10 protein-coding genes are annotated in these 12,772 nt (G+C 63.7%); 2 read left to right on the top strand and 8 right to left on the bottom strand.

Translation table 11 applies throughout. From position 1 onward, the window contains the following. The first annotated feature begins 309 nt into the window (after positions 1 to 309). A complete protein-coding gene (locus BMX61_RS19555) occupies positions 310 to 957 on the top strand; it encodes a TetR/AcrR family transcriptional regulator (RefSeq protein WP_075629631.1) in 648 nt (215 codons plus the stop codon). A 326-nt stretch (positions 958 to 1,283) separates the two neighbouring features. Beyond that, a complete protein-coding gene (locus tag BMX61_RS19550; protein ID WP_234794751.1) occupies positions 1,284 to 2,540 on the top strand; it encodes a hypothetical protein in 1,257 nt (418 codons plus the stop codon). A gap of 111 nt (positions 2,541 to 2,651) precedes the next feature. Here BMX61_RS19550 and BMX61_RS19545 read toward each other — a convergent pair whose 3' ends face one another. The 8 genes from BMX61_RS19545 to BMX61_RS19510 form a co-directional block, all read right to left on the bottom strand. Continuing rightward, positions 2,652 to 3,731 (bottom strand): lipocalin-like domain-containing protein, encoded by a 1,080-nt coding sequence (locus tag BMX61_RS19545; RefSeq protein WP_075629630.1) that lies wholly within the window; start codon positions 3,729 to 3,731, stop codon positions 2,652 to 2,654. Positions 3,732 to 3,825: 94 nt separating this feature from the next. Further along, complete coding sequence (locus tag BMX61_RS19540) at positions 3,826 to 6,243, bottom strand: ABC transporter permease (RefSeq protein ID WP_075629629.1); 2,418 nt, start codon at positions 6,241 to 6,243, stop codon at positions 3,826 to 3,828. Beyond that, positions 6,240 to 6,896 (bottom strand): ABC transporter ATP-binding protein, encoded by a 657-nt coding sequence (locus tag BMX61_RS19535; protein WP_075629628.1) that lies wholly within the window; start codon positions 6,894 to 6,896, stop codon positions 6,240 to 6,242. The genes BMX61_RS19540 and BMX61_RS19535 overlap by 4 nt, the downstream gene beginning before the upstream one ends. A gap of 387 nt (positions 6,897 to 7,283) precedes the next feature. Then, the gene (locus tag BMX61_RS19530) at positions 7,284 to 8,204 is read right to left on the bottom strand and encodes a sugar phosphate isomerase/epimerase family protein (protein WP_075629627.1); all 921 of its coding nucleotides are present in this window, start codon (positions 8,202 to 8,204) and stop codon (positions 7,284 to 7,286) included. A gap of 69 nt (positions 8,205 to 8,273) precedes the next feature. Then, the gene (locus BMX61_RS19525; RefSeq protein WP_075629626.1) at positions 8,274 to 9,386 is read right to left on the bottom strand and encodes a sn-glycerol-3-phosphate import ATP-binding protein UgpC; all 1,113 of its coding nucleotides are present in this window, start codon (positions 9,384 to 9,386) and stop codon (positions 8,274 to 8,276) included. Positions 9,387 to 9,428: 42 nt separating this feature from the next. Then, entirely contained in the window at positions 9,429 to 10,316 is an 888-nt protein-coding gene (locus BMX61_RS19520) for an ABC transporter permease subunit (protein WP_075629625.1), read from the bottom strand. A gap of 7 nt (positions 10,317 to 10,323) precedes the next feature. Further along, on the bottom strand, positions 10,324 to 11,214 hold the full coding sequence (locus tag BMX61_RS19515; RefSeq protein ID WP_075629624.1) for a carbohydrate ABC transporter permease: 891 nt from the start codon (positions 11,212 to 11,214) through the stop codon (positions 10,324 to 10,326). 108 nt (positions 11,215 to 11,322) lie between these two features. After that, entirely contained in the window at positions 11,323 to 12,666 is a 1,344-nt protein-coding gene (locus BMX61_RS19510) for an extracellular solute-binding protein (protein ID WP_075629623.1), read from the bottom strand. Positions 12,667 to 12,772 lie beyond the last annotated feature (106 nt).

Raw genomic sequence — 12,772 nt, 5'->3', positions numbered from 1 at the left:
GCTGAATAGAATTGACTGACCACTTAGTCAATGAAATAATCGCGGTGCAACATGGGTGTGGATGCCGTGGTTAAGGGAAGCGCAAACGGGTGATCGGCGCGACCTGCGAAGAGCATGACGAGGTGCGTCATGATGCCTTGGCCACGCGAGAATGGCGGGCATATCCCCGATCCTCGGGATCACAACCGGATTGCCCTGCGGCTTTCGCTGGCAGGCCATTTGCATCCGGAGCGGCAGCGATATGTTCGTTTCAGTTACGTTTGAAGATCGATAGCACGGGCTGGCCGGACGGCTGGAAAGGCACAAAGAATGGTCGAAAAGGAGCCGCAAGGCCCGCGCGCACAGAAGAAGGCGGCGCGACCTCTGGAGATCTTGGAGGCAGCCTTCGAGGAGTTTTCCGCCAAGGGCTATACGGCGACGCGTGTGGAAGACATCGCCAAGCGCGTCGGGGTGACCAAAGGCACGGTCTATGTCTATTTCGAAAACAAAGAGGTGCTGTTCGGCGAAATGATGCGCCACATCTCCGCGCCGCTCGCCGATGCGCGCGACTATATTCGAGGACTGGACGGCCCCTATCCCGGTCGCATCGAAGCTTTCGTCCGCTATGTCTACGCCCGTCTGGTCAACAACAGGATCAGCCGCGAGCTGCTGCGCTTCGTCGTGTCCGAAGGCGCGCGCTTTCCGCATCTGGTGGATCGGCAGGAAGAGGAATTCATGAAGCCGATGTTCGAGGCAGCGGGCGAGCTGATCCGCGAGGGCGTCGCCTGCGGCGCCTTTCGCCCCACGCCCCTCTGCGACATGCCGGAAATCCTGATCAGTCCGGCGCTGCTGCGCACGATCGAACATCTGATCTATGACGATCGCAAGAGCGCCGATCTCGATGCCTTTATAGAGGCGCATATCGAGCTTCTGCTCTCCAGCCTCCTGCCGCTCACGCCATCGCCGCACAAAGGCTGAGCCCGGTCTCGTTCGACCAAAGACGCTTTTAGCCTCGATCCCGACAGGAGGGCCGGCGTCAAGGGCGGCCTATGCGTCTACCTCTCTGTTAGGGCATTTTGACCAATGCCGTTCATTCGGTGGCGCTTTTTTAATTAATTGCCTGCAAAACCATGTGCTCGTCCTTCACCCGCCACATTCCTGCCTATGCGCTGGCTGCGCAATTTCTCGCCATATGCCAGGCCTGAGCGTTGGCTTTAACTGACGAAAAGCGCGGAGCCTGCGTGTCGATGCGCAGCCGGTAGCCGCGGACTGACAAAGGACGGCGATGACGAGGCGATTGGACCATGCGCGATGATCAAGCCGCACCAGACAGGGTCTTGAGCATGAAGGGCGATCCCTCGGCCAATGCGCCACCGGCCCTGGTGCGCCGGCGCACTGTGCTGCACTTTCCCGGCTTCGAGCCGCTGGATGCGGCGGCCCATCGCACGCGCTACGCACGCACCGCCGCGCAAAGCGTTTCGGTCTGGGATCTGCATGTCAAGGCTGGCCCGCTTCAGCCGGGGGAGGGCGAGACCGACGTTGCCTTCTTCGATGTCTGCTGTCAGGCAGCCAATCAGGAGGTGCAGAGCCGCATCCATCTTTTCGAGCACGATGCTCTGGTGCGTCATTTCAGCAAGGGCGGGCTCGTGATGCGCCTCCTGGCCGGTTTTCGCGCCGGCTGTCGCGTGGTCTATCAGGGAGGCGTGGTCGCCTATTTCCGCAATGCCTGGCGTTTCGGCCTCTTCTTCCTGTTTCCATTCCTTTTCATCGGTCTGGCGCTTGCGCTGACGGTCGGACTTGCCTGCCTGCCGCTCATGTTCGGCTTTGGCATCTGGACGCTGATCGTCACGCTGCCGCTTGCCGCCATTGCATTCGCCCGGCTGTTTCCAATCCTCTCCGCCCGTTTGCATGTGCTGCATCTCCTGGCCGATTGGCGGATGGCCGTGGCTGTCTCGGCACTCGACGATCCCGTCGTCGATCATTGGCTCGAGAGCCGCGTGGCGGCGGCGCGCGCGGCCCTGCAAACGGCGAGCGACGAAGTGGTGGTCAGCGCCCACAGCATGGGTGCTAGCCTCGCGGTGCATGTGCTCGGCACGCTTCTGGAGCGCGAGCCACAGATCCTTGCCGGACGGCAGGTCGTCTTTGCCGGTCTCGGCGGCGCGCTGCTGCAATGCGCCTTGTTGCGCCCGGCCGGCCGCCTCCGCGCCCATGTCGGCCGCGTAGCTGCGCAACCCGGTCTCGTCTGGTTCGAAGTGCAATGTCTGACGGATGCGATCCACTTCTACCGCGCCCCGCCGGTCGCACTCTGCGGCCATCGCGACGCGCCGCAGCCGCGCTTCGTGTTCATTCGTTTGAAGCAAATGCTGAAAGCGGAGCGCTATCGTCGCATCCGGCTAAATTTCCTGCGTGTTCATCGGCAATATGTCCTGGCTGCCGATCGCCGCGCGCCCTTCGACTTCACCCTGATGACCGCTGGCCCGCTTCCAGCCGCCCGCTTCGCTTATTTCTCGCAAAGCCGGCTGCCGAAACTGGGGGCCGACGAGATGTCCGCGAGCCTTTGATCAATCGATGTGGAGCGGTGCATCAGAGGCAAACCACGAATTTAGCCGTTCAGGCGATGCCGCCAGATCATCGGGCGGCGGTTCGTGCCAAGCCATGACACGATGAACCGCTCAATAGCCGGTCATTTCGAGATAGCCTTGCCCGCTTCGGCTGCCGGAGAAGCGGATCGGCCCCTCCCAATAGGGCGTGCGCGTTGCCATCCAGGCTTGCGGGTTCAAGGGCTTGGTAGAGATGTCGATGCCTTTGGACGGCAGTTCCAGTCGCCATTCAACAGGAATATCACGGTCGGCGACGCGCGCCTTGCGCCCTGGCGTCAGCGTCAGGGCGCCGGGAGGCAGCGGTTCCGGCTGACCATTGGCGGCGATCCAGGTGGCGGAGGTGAAGCCGGCGCCTTTGTCGCGCAGGCGAAAGCCCATCAGCTTTTCGCCCGTGTCGAAATGCAACGAAAACCAGTCCCAGCCGCTTTGGTCGGCAGCCAGAGGCTGGGAAGACCATTCACGATCCAGCCATGCCTGGCCGGTGACATCGACTGCGCCGCCCGGCAGGTCAAGCCGTCCGGTTACCGTATAGAAGGGCTGGGAGTAATAGAAGCTCGCCTGTCCTGCCGCCGATTTGACCGAATAGCCGCCTTGCCCCTGAAGCACCAGCGGACCGCGCGCCTTCAGCGCCAGGCTGTAGCGAAAGTCCGTGCCGCTGGCTGAAAGGTTGAGGTCATCGAGCGCATCGCCGCCCGTGGCGGACATGTCCGGCCGGCGCATGGCCCAATCGTCGATCCAGGCGGCGAAAGGGGCTGGCGAGACGCCGGCCTGCCCGATGCCACCCCGCGCCAAGCGCTCCGCGACATGCTGCGCGGTGGGCGTGGTGATGGCGGCATGGCCGAGCCAGACTTGCGGGCTCTGCCAGCCAGGTTGGTCCCCAGGCGCGAGCGCGCTGCGAAACAGCGTCCACTGCACTCCGTAAGCCTTACCGTCCGCGCCCTTGAGGTTGGCGGTAAGATACCACCATTCGATGCGAAAATGCGGATGGGGTCCGTGGTCGGCAGGAAAGGTGAAGGCATAGCCCGTCCTGGGCATGGCAAAGCCTTTGGCCGTCGTGCCAAGTCCGGCAAAGCCCTGGGACGCCGCGGGCTGGCTCATCCCAATGACAGCGGCCAGCATGCAGCAGAGCAGGCTTGCCAGCCTGTGACGCATGTGTCCGGACTGGTATCGCCTGATGCTGAAGAGCGACCGATGCGGTGTCTGATGTCGGTGGGTTGGCATTCCCTCTTGGCTTTGGCCGTGTGGTTCATCGTTCATGGGCGAAAACCTTGAGAAGATCGGCTGGCGCCAGGCGTGCCAACCGCCGCAGCGGGATCAGCGCCGACAGAAGCGCCGCCAGCAAAGCGAGAAGGCCGAGGCGCAGCCAATCGGCGGGAAAGATGTGCATCGGCAGGCGCCAGCCAAAGGCTTCGACATTGATGATGGCGAGCAGGACATAGGCAAGCGCAAGGCCAACGGGCAGAGCGGCGAGGAAGGTCAGCGCGGCGAGCATCAGCGTGCGGGCTAGCTCCAGCCGCACCAGCCGGCGCCGTGTCAGGCCCATGGCCCAGACGGGAGCAAGTTGCGGCAGGCGCATAGCCGACAGCGTCGTTAGGCTGGCAACCATCGCCAGCCCCGCCACGCCAAGAGTCAGGACGTTGAGCGCGGCGGTGACGGTGAAGGTCTGTTCGAACACATCGAGCGAACGGCGCTTGATCGTTGCCTGATCGACCATATTGTCCGCGGGAAGCTTGAGCTGGTCGGCGATCTCGGCCATCAGTGCGGGCACCCCGCCCGGCGCGAGGCGCAGGCCGAAGCGCAGTCGCTCTACCGTGGGATAGTGCGCCACCAGGGCGCCGCTGTTGACGATCGCTTGCCCTTCGGGATTGCCATAATCGGAATAGATGCCGGCGATCTCGACCTGCCATCCGCCGGGGAGCGTCAGGCTGCCGCCGGGCTTCAGACGGGCTCGGCGCGCCAGCTGCTCGTTGATCATCGCCGCGCGGCCCGTCGCCACGCGGTCCCAGCTATCCGGCAGGGCTGCAAGCAGCGGCCAGTGATCCCGATAGGTCGCGTGATCGGCCGCGCCATAGACCGCGCCCGGTGCCCCCTCCAGCGAACCTTCGATATGCCAGATCGGCAGGATCGCATCGACCTTGCCCTGGAGAAAGGTGGTTAGACGCTCTGCCTCTGCGGGGTTCCGGGCTGTGACATAGAGCTCAGATGCAAGGCGCTGGTCCAGCCAGCCGGTGAAGGTCAGGCGAAAGCTCGACACCATGGTGCCGACCCCGATATTGGCCGAGAGCGCCAGCAGAAGCGCCATCAGCGCCAGCGACAGCCCGGGCAGTTGCTGGCGGGAATCGGCCAGGAACCATTCGGCAACTGGCCGGCGCACGAGTCGCTGCAAGCCGGCCAACACGAGCGCGAGAAGAACTGGCAGTAAGAGAGCCGCACCGAACAGAAGCGCGCCGAGGACTGTGAACCCTGCAATCAGCCCCGAGCCCCAGAGGCCGAGACCGATGCTCAAGATAAGCAGCCCGAGGCCGGCAGCGGCTTGACCGATGAGCGCGTGCTCCGAGGCACGGGCCCAAGCACGTGGACTTCCCGGTGCCAACAGCGGCAGATGCCAGACGCGCCAGAGGCTCTGCATTGCTGCGGCCAGCGTGCCGATGAGGGCGATGGCAAGGCCTGACACCCACCATTGCGGCCGCAGCGACAGCGTGCCCGGAACGCTCGCCCCATAGAGGCCTTCCAGCGTGGCGGACACGCCGGGAAGCAGAGCGGCGCCGACGAGATAGCCGAGCGCCACGCCGATAAGCCCGGCCGCGAGCGCAAAAACAATCAGCTCCAGAAGAAGTGCCGCCGTCAGTGCGCGGGCCGATAGACCCAATGCGCGCAGGGTGCGGAAGGTGACACGACGTTGCTCGAAGGCGAGCCCGATGGCCGAATAGACGATGAACAGGCCGACGGCAAAGGCAAGGAAGCCGAAGGCCGTGAGGTTGAGATGGAAACTATCCGTCAGCCGCGAAAGATCGCCGCCGGCTTCCGGTGCCTTCAGCGCCAGATCGGGTGCGACGTTTTCGAGGTTCGCCCGTCCCATTGGTTGTTCCGGCAGAACCAGCAGCCGGCTGATCTCGCCCGGGCGGCCAAGCAGTCTTTGCGCCGTGCCGATATCGGTCAAGGCTGTTCCGGGCAGGAGATTTGGCGATGCGCGCAGCGGCGGAAGACCGGGAACGGCCGCGAGTGCCTTCACCGTCTCCGGCGCGGCATAGAGCAGACCGGGCGGGGTGATAAACGGCAGGAGATCGCCGCCGCCCCTGCCGAGATCCAGCGTTTCGGCCTGGGCCGGCAGGCTCAGAGGCTCTATACCCAGCAGGCGCAGCCGGCTCCCCTCCAGCCGAAGCGTGCCTTCGAGCACCGGAGAGACAAGCCAGCCGGCGCGCGACAGGGCTACGAAATCCGTTTGCGCAATGGCGCCGCCATCACGGCGCGCCAGCTGCGCCAGCCGGTCCTGGCCCAGCAGGGCGGCGGCGCGGTCGTAGCTGGCGCGCGCTTCCGCATTGATCGCCTGCACACCGGACCAGAGCGCGGTGGCAAGCGACAGGCCGAGGATCAGCAGCGCCAGTTGCGCCGGTCGGCGCCGCCAATGCGACAACAGCGCGGAGAGGGCGACGGTGAGCGTCACAGGATGCGCCCGCCCGTAAGGTGGATGCGCCGGTCCAGCCGCTCGGCGAGCCGCTGCGAATGGGTGACCATCAGCAGCGCCGCGCCGGTTTCGCGGACGAGGTTTAGCATCAGCGCGATCACCCCATCCCCGGTCGCCTCATCCAGATTGCCGGTCGGCTCATCCGCCAGCACCAGCTTCGGCCGAGCACCCAGCGTGCGGCCGATCGCCACGCGCTGCTGTTGGCCGCCAGAAAGCTGTTCGGGATATCGGTTCAGCAGGTTCTCCAGCCCCAGACGCGCCGCGAGATCTGCTTGCCACGCGGCATCGTGCCGGCCGGCGAGGCGGGCATGAAAGGCAAGATTGGCACCGACGGTCAGCGACGGGATCAGGTTGAACTGCTGGAAGATCAGGCCGACAACCTCGCGGCGCATCGCTGCCCGCCCGGTATCCTTCAGCGCACCGATCTCGACGCCGTCGATCCGCACCGCACCCGCATCCGCCTGGTCCAGTCCGGCCGCCAGATGCAGAAGCGTGCTTTTGCCGCTGCCGGATTCTCCCGTCAGCGCCAGGGTCTCGCCGCCATCAAGAGAGAGGCTGAGACCATCCAGTACCGTTAGCGGACCCTCGGCCGTCTGGTAGCGCTTGAAGACGTCGGTAAAGGTCAGCAGCATGAAGGGTCCTGATTGTGGCTTCGCGATGCCCGGCCTCCGATCCTGTTGCGGGACAGGCTGAAGAGGGTGGGCGTCACGGCCCTGGCTCATCCGCTGGCGTCAACGCATGCCAACATGTTTGAAGGGCTGAACGGGCCAAGGCCTCGCAAAGTTCTCGTTCGGTTGAGAATGGGCGCTGGCGCGCCGATCCGGTTTATCCAGCACTTAGGGCAGCGGAGCGAAAAGTGTGAGCCGATTCATGGATAAATACGACGTCGGGATAAACAGCCAGGCGCGTGACGCCGGAGAAGGCGTCCGATAGCCGAGACGGCGGCATGAGGAACTGTCGGTCTCAATCAGAAAAGCCCGGCACGCGAGCCCCGCGCGCCGGGCTTGCGTTTTGCGGCCTCAGGCGGCGGCCTTCCGGCGCTCGTTGACGAGGGCAGCGAGCTTGTGCGCGCGCTCCAGGCAGGCCGGCTGCTCGGCGGCAAAGCGCTCGGCTCCGATCTCCATGATCAGCGTGGTGTCCGGCAGGAAGGTCAGTTCGGAGAAGATCTCTTCCCAGGCAATGTCGCCCCAGCCGAGCGGCAGGTGCAGATCGCCGATCCCCAGCGCGGTGGCTTCCGCCGGATGATAGAATTTCTCCATTGTATAGGGCAGGCCGAAGCTATCATGCACATGCAGATGGCCGGTGACGGGCGCCATGGCGCGCAGCTGGTCGCGGAAATTAAGGCCCTTGAAGGTCGACTCGATATAGGCATGGCTGAAATCGATCAGCGCGGCGAGATTGTCATGGCCGACGGCGCGCACGGTTTCGGCGACCTGCGACGGCGTCTGGCGATACTGGCCGCTTTCGGTGGTGAAGATGTTTTCCAGCACCATGCGCACGCCATAGGTCTTGGCGAGGTCTGCCATCTCATGCAGCGCCTCGCGTTCCATCTTGTCGAGATCTGTGCCGGTGACGCCGTCGCCGAGCTGGGCCGCGCCCGAATGATGAACGAGGATGCCGGCACCGAGACGGTTGCAGAGTTCCAGCATGGCGCGCACGACCTTCTTCTGCAGGTGCAGGTTCGCTGCATCCATGAAGTTCGAGCAGATCTGGCCGTGGAAGGACAGCTTCTTGAAGCGGTAATTGCTCAGGATCGCCGCCGTGCGGGCGAAGCGCTCTTCGATGATCCGGCCGCCGGAAACGATTTCCTCGCCATAGATCCCGACTTCGCAGGCCTCTGCGCCCGTGTCTGCGACGATGCGCAGGGACGCTTCGAGGGTCGACAGGTCTCCCTTGCCCGTATGATTGCAAAAGCCGACGGCGGAAATGATCTCGGTCATGAAACCCTCTTTCAGGATGTTGAGGCCGGCAGCGGTTCTCGCGCACCGGTCCGGTGAATGTCTTCGATCTCAGGACAGAGCGAGAGCCGGGACCGCTGCCACGGGCGATGCGGCTGGGCCCTCAACCTCAATACGGCGGCCACTCTCGCGGTCGAAGAGATGCAGGTGCTCGGCGGGCAGCTCGAAAGCGATCGGCTGGCCGGGCTGTACACGCACCTCTTCGCCAATGGCAGCGGCGAAGGCCTGCCCCTCCATGGCGGCGTGGACGATGCGGCCGGAACCCAGCTCCTCGACAAAATCGGCCACGGCCATCACGCCGGTGCCGTTTGAGGATAGGCGAACCTGCTCCGGCCGGATGCCAACTGTGATCTCTCGACCTTCAAGAGAAGCGGCGGCAGGCGAAAGCCGCACGGCATGGCCGCCGATGCGCACCGTGCCGCCTTCGATGCGGCTGTCCATCAGGTTCATCGCCGGGGAGCCGATGAAGGAGGCGACGAAGGTGGAAGCTGGGCGGTGGTAGATGTCCAGCGGCTGGCCCACTTGCTCGACCTGGCCCTTGTTCATGACCACCAAACGGTCGGCCAGCGTCATTGCTTCCACCTGGTCATGGGTGACGAAGACCGACGTGGCGTTCAGCCGCTGGTGCAGCTTGCGGATTTCAGCGCGCATGGAGACGCGCAGTTTGGCGTCGAGGTTCGACAACGGCTCGTCGAACAGGAAGACCTTGGGCTCGCGGATCATGGCGCGGCCCATGGCCACGCGCTGGCGCTGGCCGCCGGACAGCGCGGCCGGCTTACGCTCGAGATAGTCGCTCAGGCCAACGATCGACGCGGTCTCCTCGATCCGTCGGCGGCGCTCGGCCTTCGGCACGCCTGCGACCTTCAGCGCATAGCCGATATTGTCGGCCACGCTCATATGCGGATAAAGCGCATAGTTCTGGAACACCATGGCGCAACCGCGCTCGCGCGGCTCCAGCCTGTTGACCACCGTCCCACCGATGGCGATTTCGCCGGCCGTGATCTCCTCCAATCCCGCAATCATGCGCAGAAGCGTGGATTTGCCGCAGCCAGAGGGGCCGAGGATGACGACGAACTCCCCGGTCGGGAAGATGAGGTCGACACCATGCAGGGTCTGGGTCTTGCCGTAGCTCTTGCGCACGGAGCGGATATCGATCTGAGCCATTGTCGTTGAGGCCTTCTGATGGGGGCTTGTCGAAAGGGAGGATTATTTTTCGCTCGCGACCAGGCCGCGCACGAACCAGCGCTGGAGGATGGCAACGACGAGGACGGGCGGCAGCATGATGATCAGCGAGCCCGCCAGTGTGACGTTCCAGTCGGGGATGCCGTTTTCGGCCGGCAGCAACGCGCGCAGCTGCATCATCATGGTCTTGTAGGAGGGGTCGGTGACCATCAGCAGCGGCCAGAGATACTGGTTCCAGCCATAGACGAACATGATCGTGGTCAGCGCCAGGATATTGGTGCGCGAGAGCGGCACCAGCATGTCGAAGAAGAAGCGCACCGGACCGGAGCCGTCCATGCGCGCCGCCTCGGCCAGTTCATCCGGCAGCGTCATGAAGAACTGCCGGTAAAGAAAGGTGCCGGTAGCCGTGGCGATCAGCGGCAGGACGAGGCCGGCATAGGAATTGAGCAGGTTCCACTCCACCTTGATCTCGATGCCGGTGAGGAACTGGATCAGCAGGCGGAACGGCGTGAACATATCCGCTGCCACCGCATAGGTTGGCACGACGCGCACTTCGAGCGGCAGCATCAAGGTGATGAAGACGGTCCAGAAGAACAGGTGCTTGAGCGGCGAGCGGAAGAACACGATGGCGAAGGCCGTGCAGGCCGAAAGCGCCACTTTGCCAACGGTAACGAGCGTCGCCATGATCAGGCTGTTGACCATGGCATGGCCGAGATCGCCGCGCGTCCAGGCGGCCGAGGCGTTTTCGAGGAAATGCGTGCCCGGCATGAAGCGAAAGGGCACGGCATTGACCTGCTGGAGGGACTGGCTGGCGCCGGCAATCACGACGACGAAGGGGCCGATCAGCAGGAGGAAGCCCAGGATCATCAGCCCATAGGTGAGGGCATCGGCGAAGGGAGTGCGCTGGATCATGGCCGCCTCACTTGTAATGGACGCGCCGCTCGATGAAGCGGAACTGGATGAAGGTGAAAACCATGATCAGGCCGATGAGCACGATGCTCTGGGCGGACGCGCCGGAATAGTTGAGCCCGTGAAAGGCTTCATCGACGATGCGGTAGACCATGACCTCGGTGGCACGGTTTGGCCCGCCGGCGGTGGTTGCATGCACCATGCCGAAGGTGTCCGAGCCGACGAAGCCCTCGGTCATCATGGTCACCAGCAGGAAGAACAGCGTCGGCGCCAGCAGCGGCACCTGGATGTCGATCGCCCGGCGGATCGGGCCGGAACCGTCCATGGCGGCGGCCTCGATAAGGGCGCGCGGCACGGACTGCAGACCGGCCAGCAGAAAGATGAAGGTGTAGCCCGCCCATTTCCAGATGAAGATCATGATGACGAAGGCGAGCGCATGGCTGCCATATTTCGCCGGGTTCCAAAGATCAGGCTCGATCGAATTCAGGATCGCCGCCAGCCCGCGCTCGGGCGAGAGGATGAAGCGGAAGGCAATACCGCCGGCAGGGCCAGCCACGGCGAAAGGCAGGATATAGAGAAAGCGGAAGAAGCCGGAGCCCGGCAACTGCCGGTCTACCGCCAGCGCCAGTACCAGCCCGATGAAGATGGCCGAGAGCGCGCCACAGACGGCGAAGATGATGCTGACCAGCACCGAATTCCAGTAGAAGGGATCGTGGAAGACCTCGCGGAAATTGTCCAGACCGACAAATTCGGCCGCTCCGCCAAAAGGCGGCTCCAGGGTAAAAGCCCAGTTCATCACGGCCGCGACAGGCCAGTAGAAGAACAGGAGAATCAGGGTGAGCTGCGGCAGCGCGAAGACGATTGGCAGCCAGGTGCTCTTGAAGACGGAGCGCTTTTCCATAGGGCGGTGTCCGGCGAGGAGTCTGAAGACGGCCGGCGGGTGACCGGTGGCGTCAAGGGGAAGGGCCTGCCCCGACGGGTGAGGCAGGCCCGGATCGGGCGGTGAGGCTTAATTCAGCTTTTCGCCGGCATAGGTCTTTTCGAAGCGGCGCAGACCCTGGTTCGAGCGCTCGACGGCTTGGTCGATGGTGCTCTGGATGTCGGCGTTCTGCATGTAGATGGCTTCGAGTGCGGTCGAGATTTCCTTGCGGATCTGGGTGAAGTTGCCGAGCCGGATGCCGCGGGTGTTCTCGCTCGGCTGGGTCAGCGTCAGGCTCTCGATGGCGATTTCGCGGCCCTTATAAGGAGCCTTGTCGTAGAAGCCGTTCTTCTTCATGGCTTCAAAGCCGGTCTTGGTGACCGGGATATAGCCCGTGACCGTCGACCACCACTGCACCATGTCGGGCTGGGCGATGAAGTTGAGGAAGGCGGCAGCGCCCTTGTATTCGGCTTCCGGACGGCCGGCGAGAACCCAAAGCGAGGCACCGCCGACGAGCGACTTCTTGCGCTCCGTGCCCTTGAACACCGGCAGCATGCCGACATCCCACTTCACACCTTCCGGTAGGGTCTTGCCGACCGTGCCGTGATCGGCGATCGAGCTCATGGTGATCTGGCAGGTCTGCGAGGTGAAGGCCGGAACCGTATCCATGCCGAGCTGCTTGGTCTTGACGACGAAGAGCTTCTCATCCTGCATCTTCTTGAAGAACTTCAGCTCGTCGATGAACTTGGTCTTGTTGACCGTCAGCTCGGCGTTCAGGCCCTTGTAGCCATTAGCTTCCGTGGCGATCGGCTGATCGTGGATGGCGGAGAACTGTTCCATCAGCGGCCAAGGGTCGAAGCTGAAAGCCATCGGGCATTCATAGCCGGCTGCCTTGAGCTTCTTGGCGGCTTCGGCCACGTCTTCCCAGGTTTCCGGCTTTGCGGTCACGCCGGCCTTCTCGAAGGCGCTCATATTGTAATAGATGACGGCGGTCGAGGAGTTGAAGGGGAAGGACAGCAGCTCGCCGCCGGCGGTGGCATAGTAGTTGGCGATGCCGGGGAAGTAGTTGTCCCAGTCGATCTTGTAGCCGTTGTCGGCCATCAGCTTCTTGGCGGGAACGAAGGCCTTGGACAGCATCATGTCCAGCGTGCCGGCATCATAGATCTGGGCGATGGCGGGCTGTTTCTTGGCGCGATAGGCGGCAATGGTGTTCTGCAGCGTCGTGTCGTAACCGCCCTGCGAGGTGCAGAGGATCTCGAAATCGGCCTGGCTGTCGTTGAACTTCTTGCAGGCTTCCTGGACGCGCTCGCCAAGATCGCCCGACAGGCCATGCCAGAACTCGAACTTGGTCTTTTCAGCAAAGGCCGGGGCGGCGGCGAGCGTGGTGGCGGCAAACAGGCCGGCCAGTGCGGCGCGAAGAGCGGAATGTTTCATCGTCGTCCTCTCGGAAAGGGTTCGGTGTCCCTCCGCCGATGGCTGACGCCTCGCCGCGGATGACCCGCGGCCCTCATAGGCCCCGATTATTACAGTTTGTCTGAGG

The organism is Xaviernesmea oryzae, from assembly GCF_900109605.1.
Taxonomy (GTDB): Bacteria; Pseudomonadota; Alphaproteobacteria; order Rhizobiales; family Rhizobiaceae; genus Xaviernesmea; species Xaviernesmea oryzae.
Note: the sequence above shows the minus strand (reverse complement) of the source record. Positions and strands in the feature narration are given on the sequence as shown.

Excerpts from the sequence above, each read along its gene's own strand:
- BMX61_RS19510 (WP_075629623.1), bottom strand. The coding sequence starts at position 12,666 with ATGAAACATTCCGCTCTTCGCGCCGCACTGGCCGGCCTGTTTGCCGCC.
- BMX61_RS19515 (WP_075629624.1), bottom strand. The coding sequence starts at position 11,214 with ATGGAAAAGCGCTCCGTCTTCAAGAGCACCTGGCTGCCAATCGTCTTC.
- BMX61_RS19530 (WP_075629627.1), bottom strand. The coding sequence starts at position 8,204 with ATGACCGAGATCATTTCCGCCGTCGGCTTTTGCAATCATACGGGCAAG.
- BMX61_RS19525 (WP_075629626.1), bottom strand. The coding sequence starts at position 9,386 with ATGGCTCAGATCGATATCCGCTCCGTGCGCAAGAGCTACGGCAAGACC.
- BMX61_RS19520 (WP_075629625.1), bottom strand. The coding sequence starts at position 10,316 with ATGATCCAGCGCACTCCCTTCGCCGATGCCCTCACCTATGGGCTGATG.
- BMX61_RS19550 (WP_234794751.1), top strand. The coding sequence starts at position 1,284 with ATGCGCGATGATCAAGCCGCACCAGACAGGGTCTTGAGCATGAAGGGC.
- BMX61_RS19545 (WP_075629630.1), bottom strand. The coding sequence starts at position 3,731 with ATGCGTCACAGGCTGGCAAGCCTGCTCTGCTGCATGCTGGCCGCTGTC.
- BMX61_RS19535 (WP_075629628.1), bottom strand. The coding sequence starts at position 6,896 with ATGCTGCTGACCTTTACCGACGTCTTCAAGCGCTACCAGACGGCCGAG.
- BMX61_RS19555 (WP_075629631.1), top strand. The coding sequence starts at position 310 with ATGGTCGAAAAGGAGCCGCAAGGCCCGCGCGCACAGAAGAAGGCGGCG.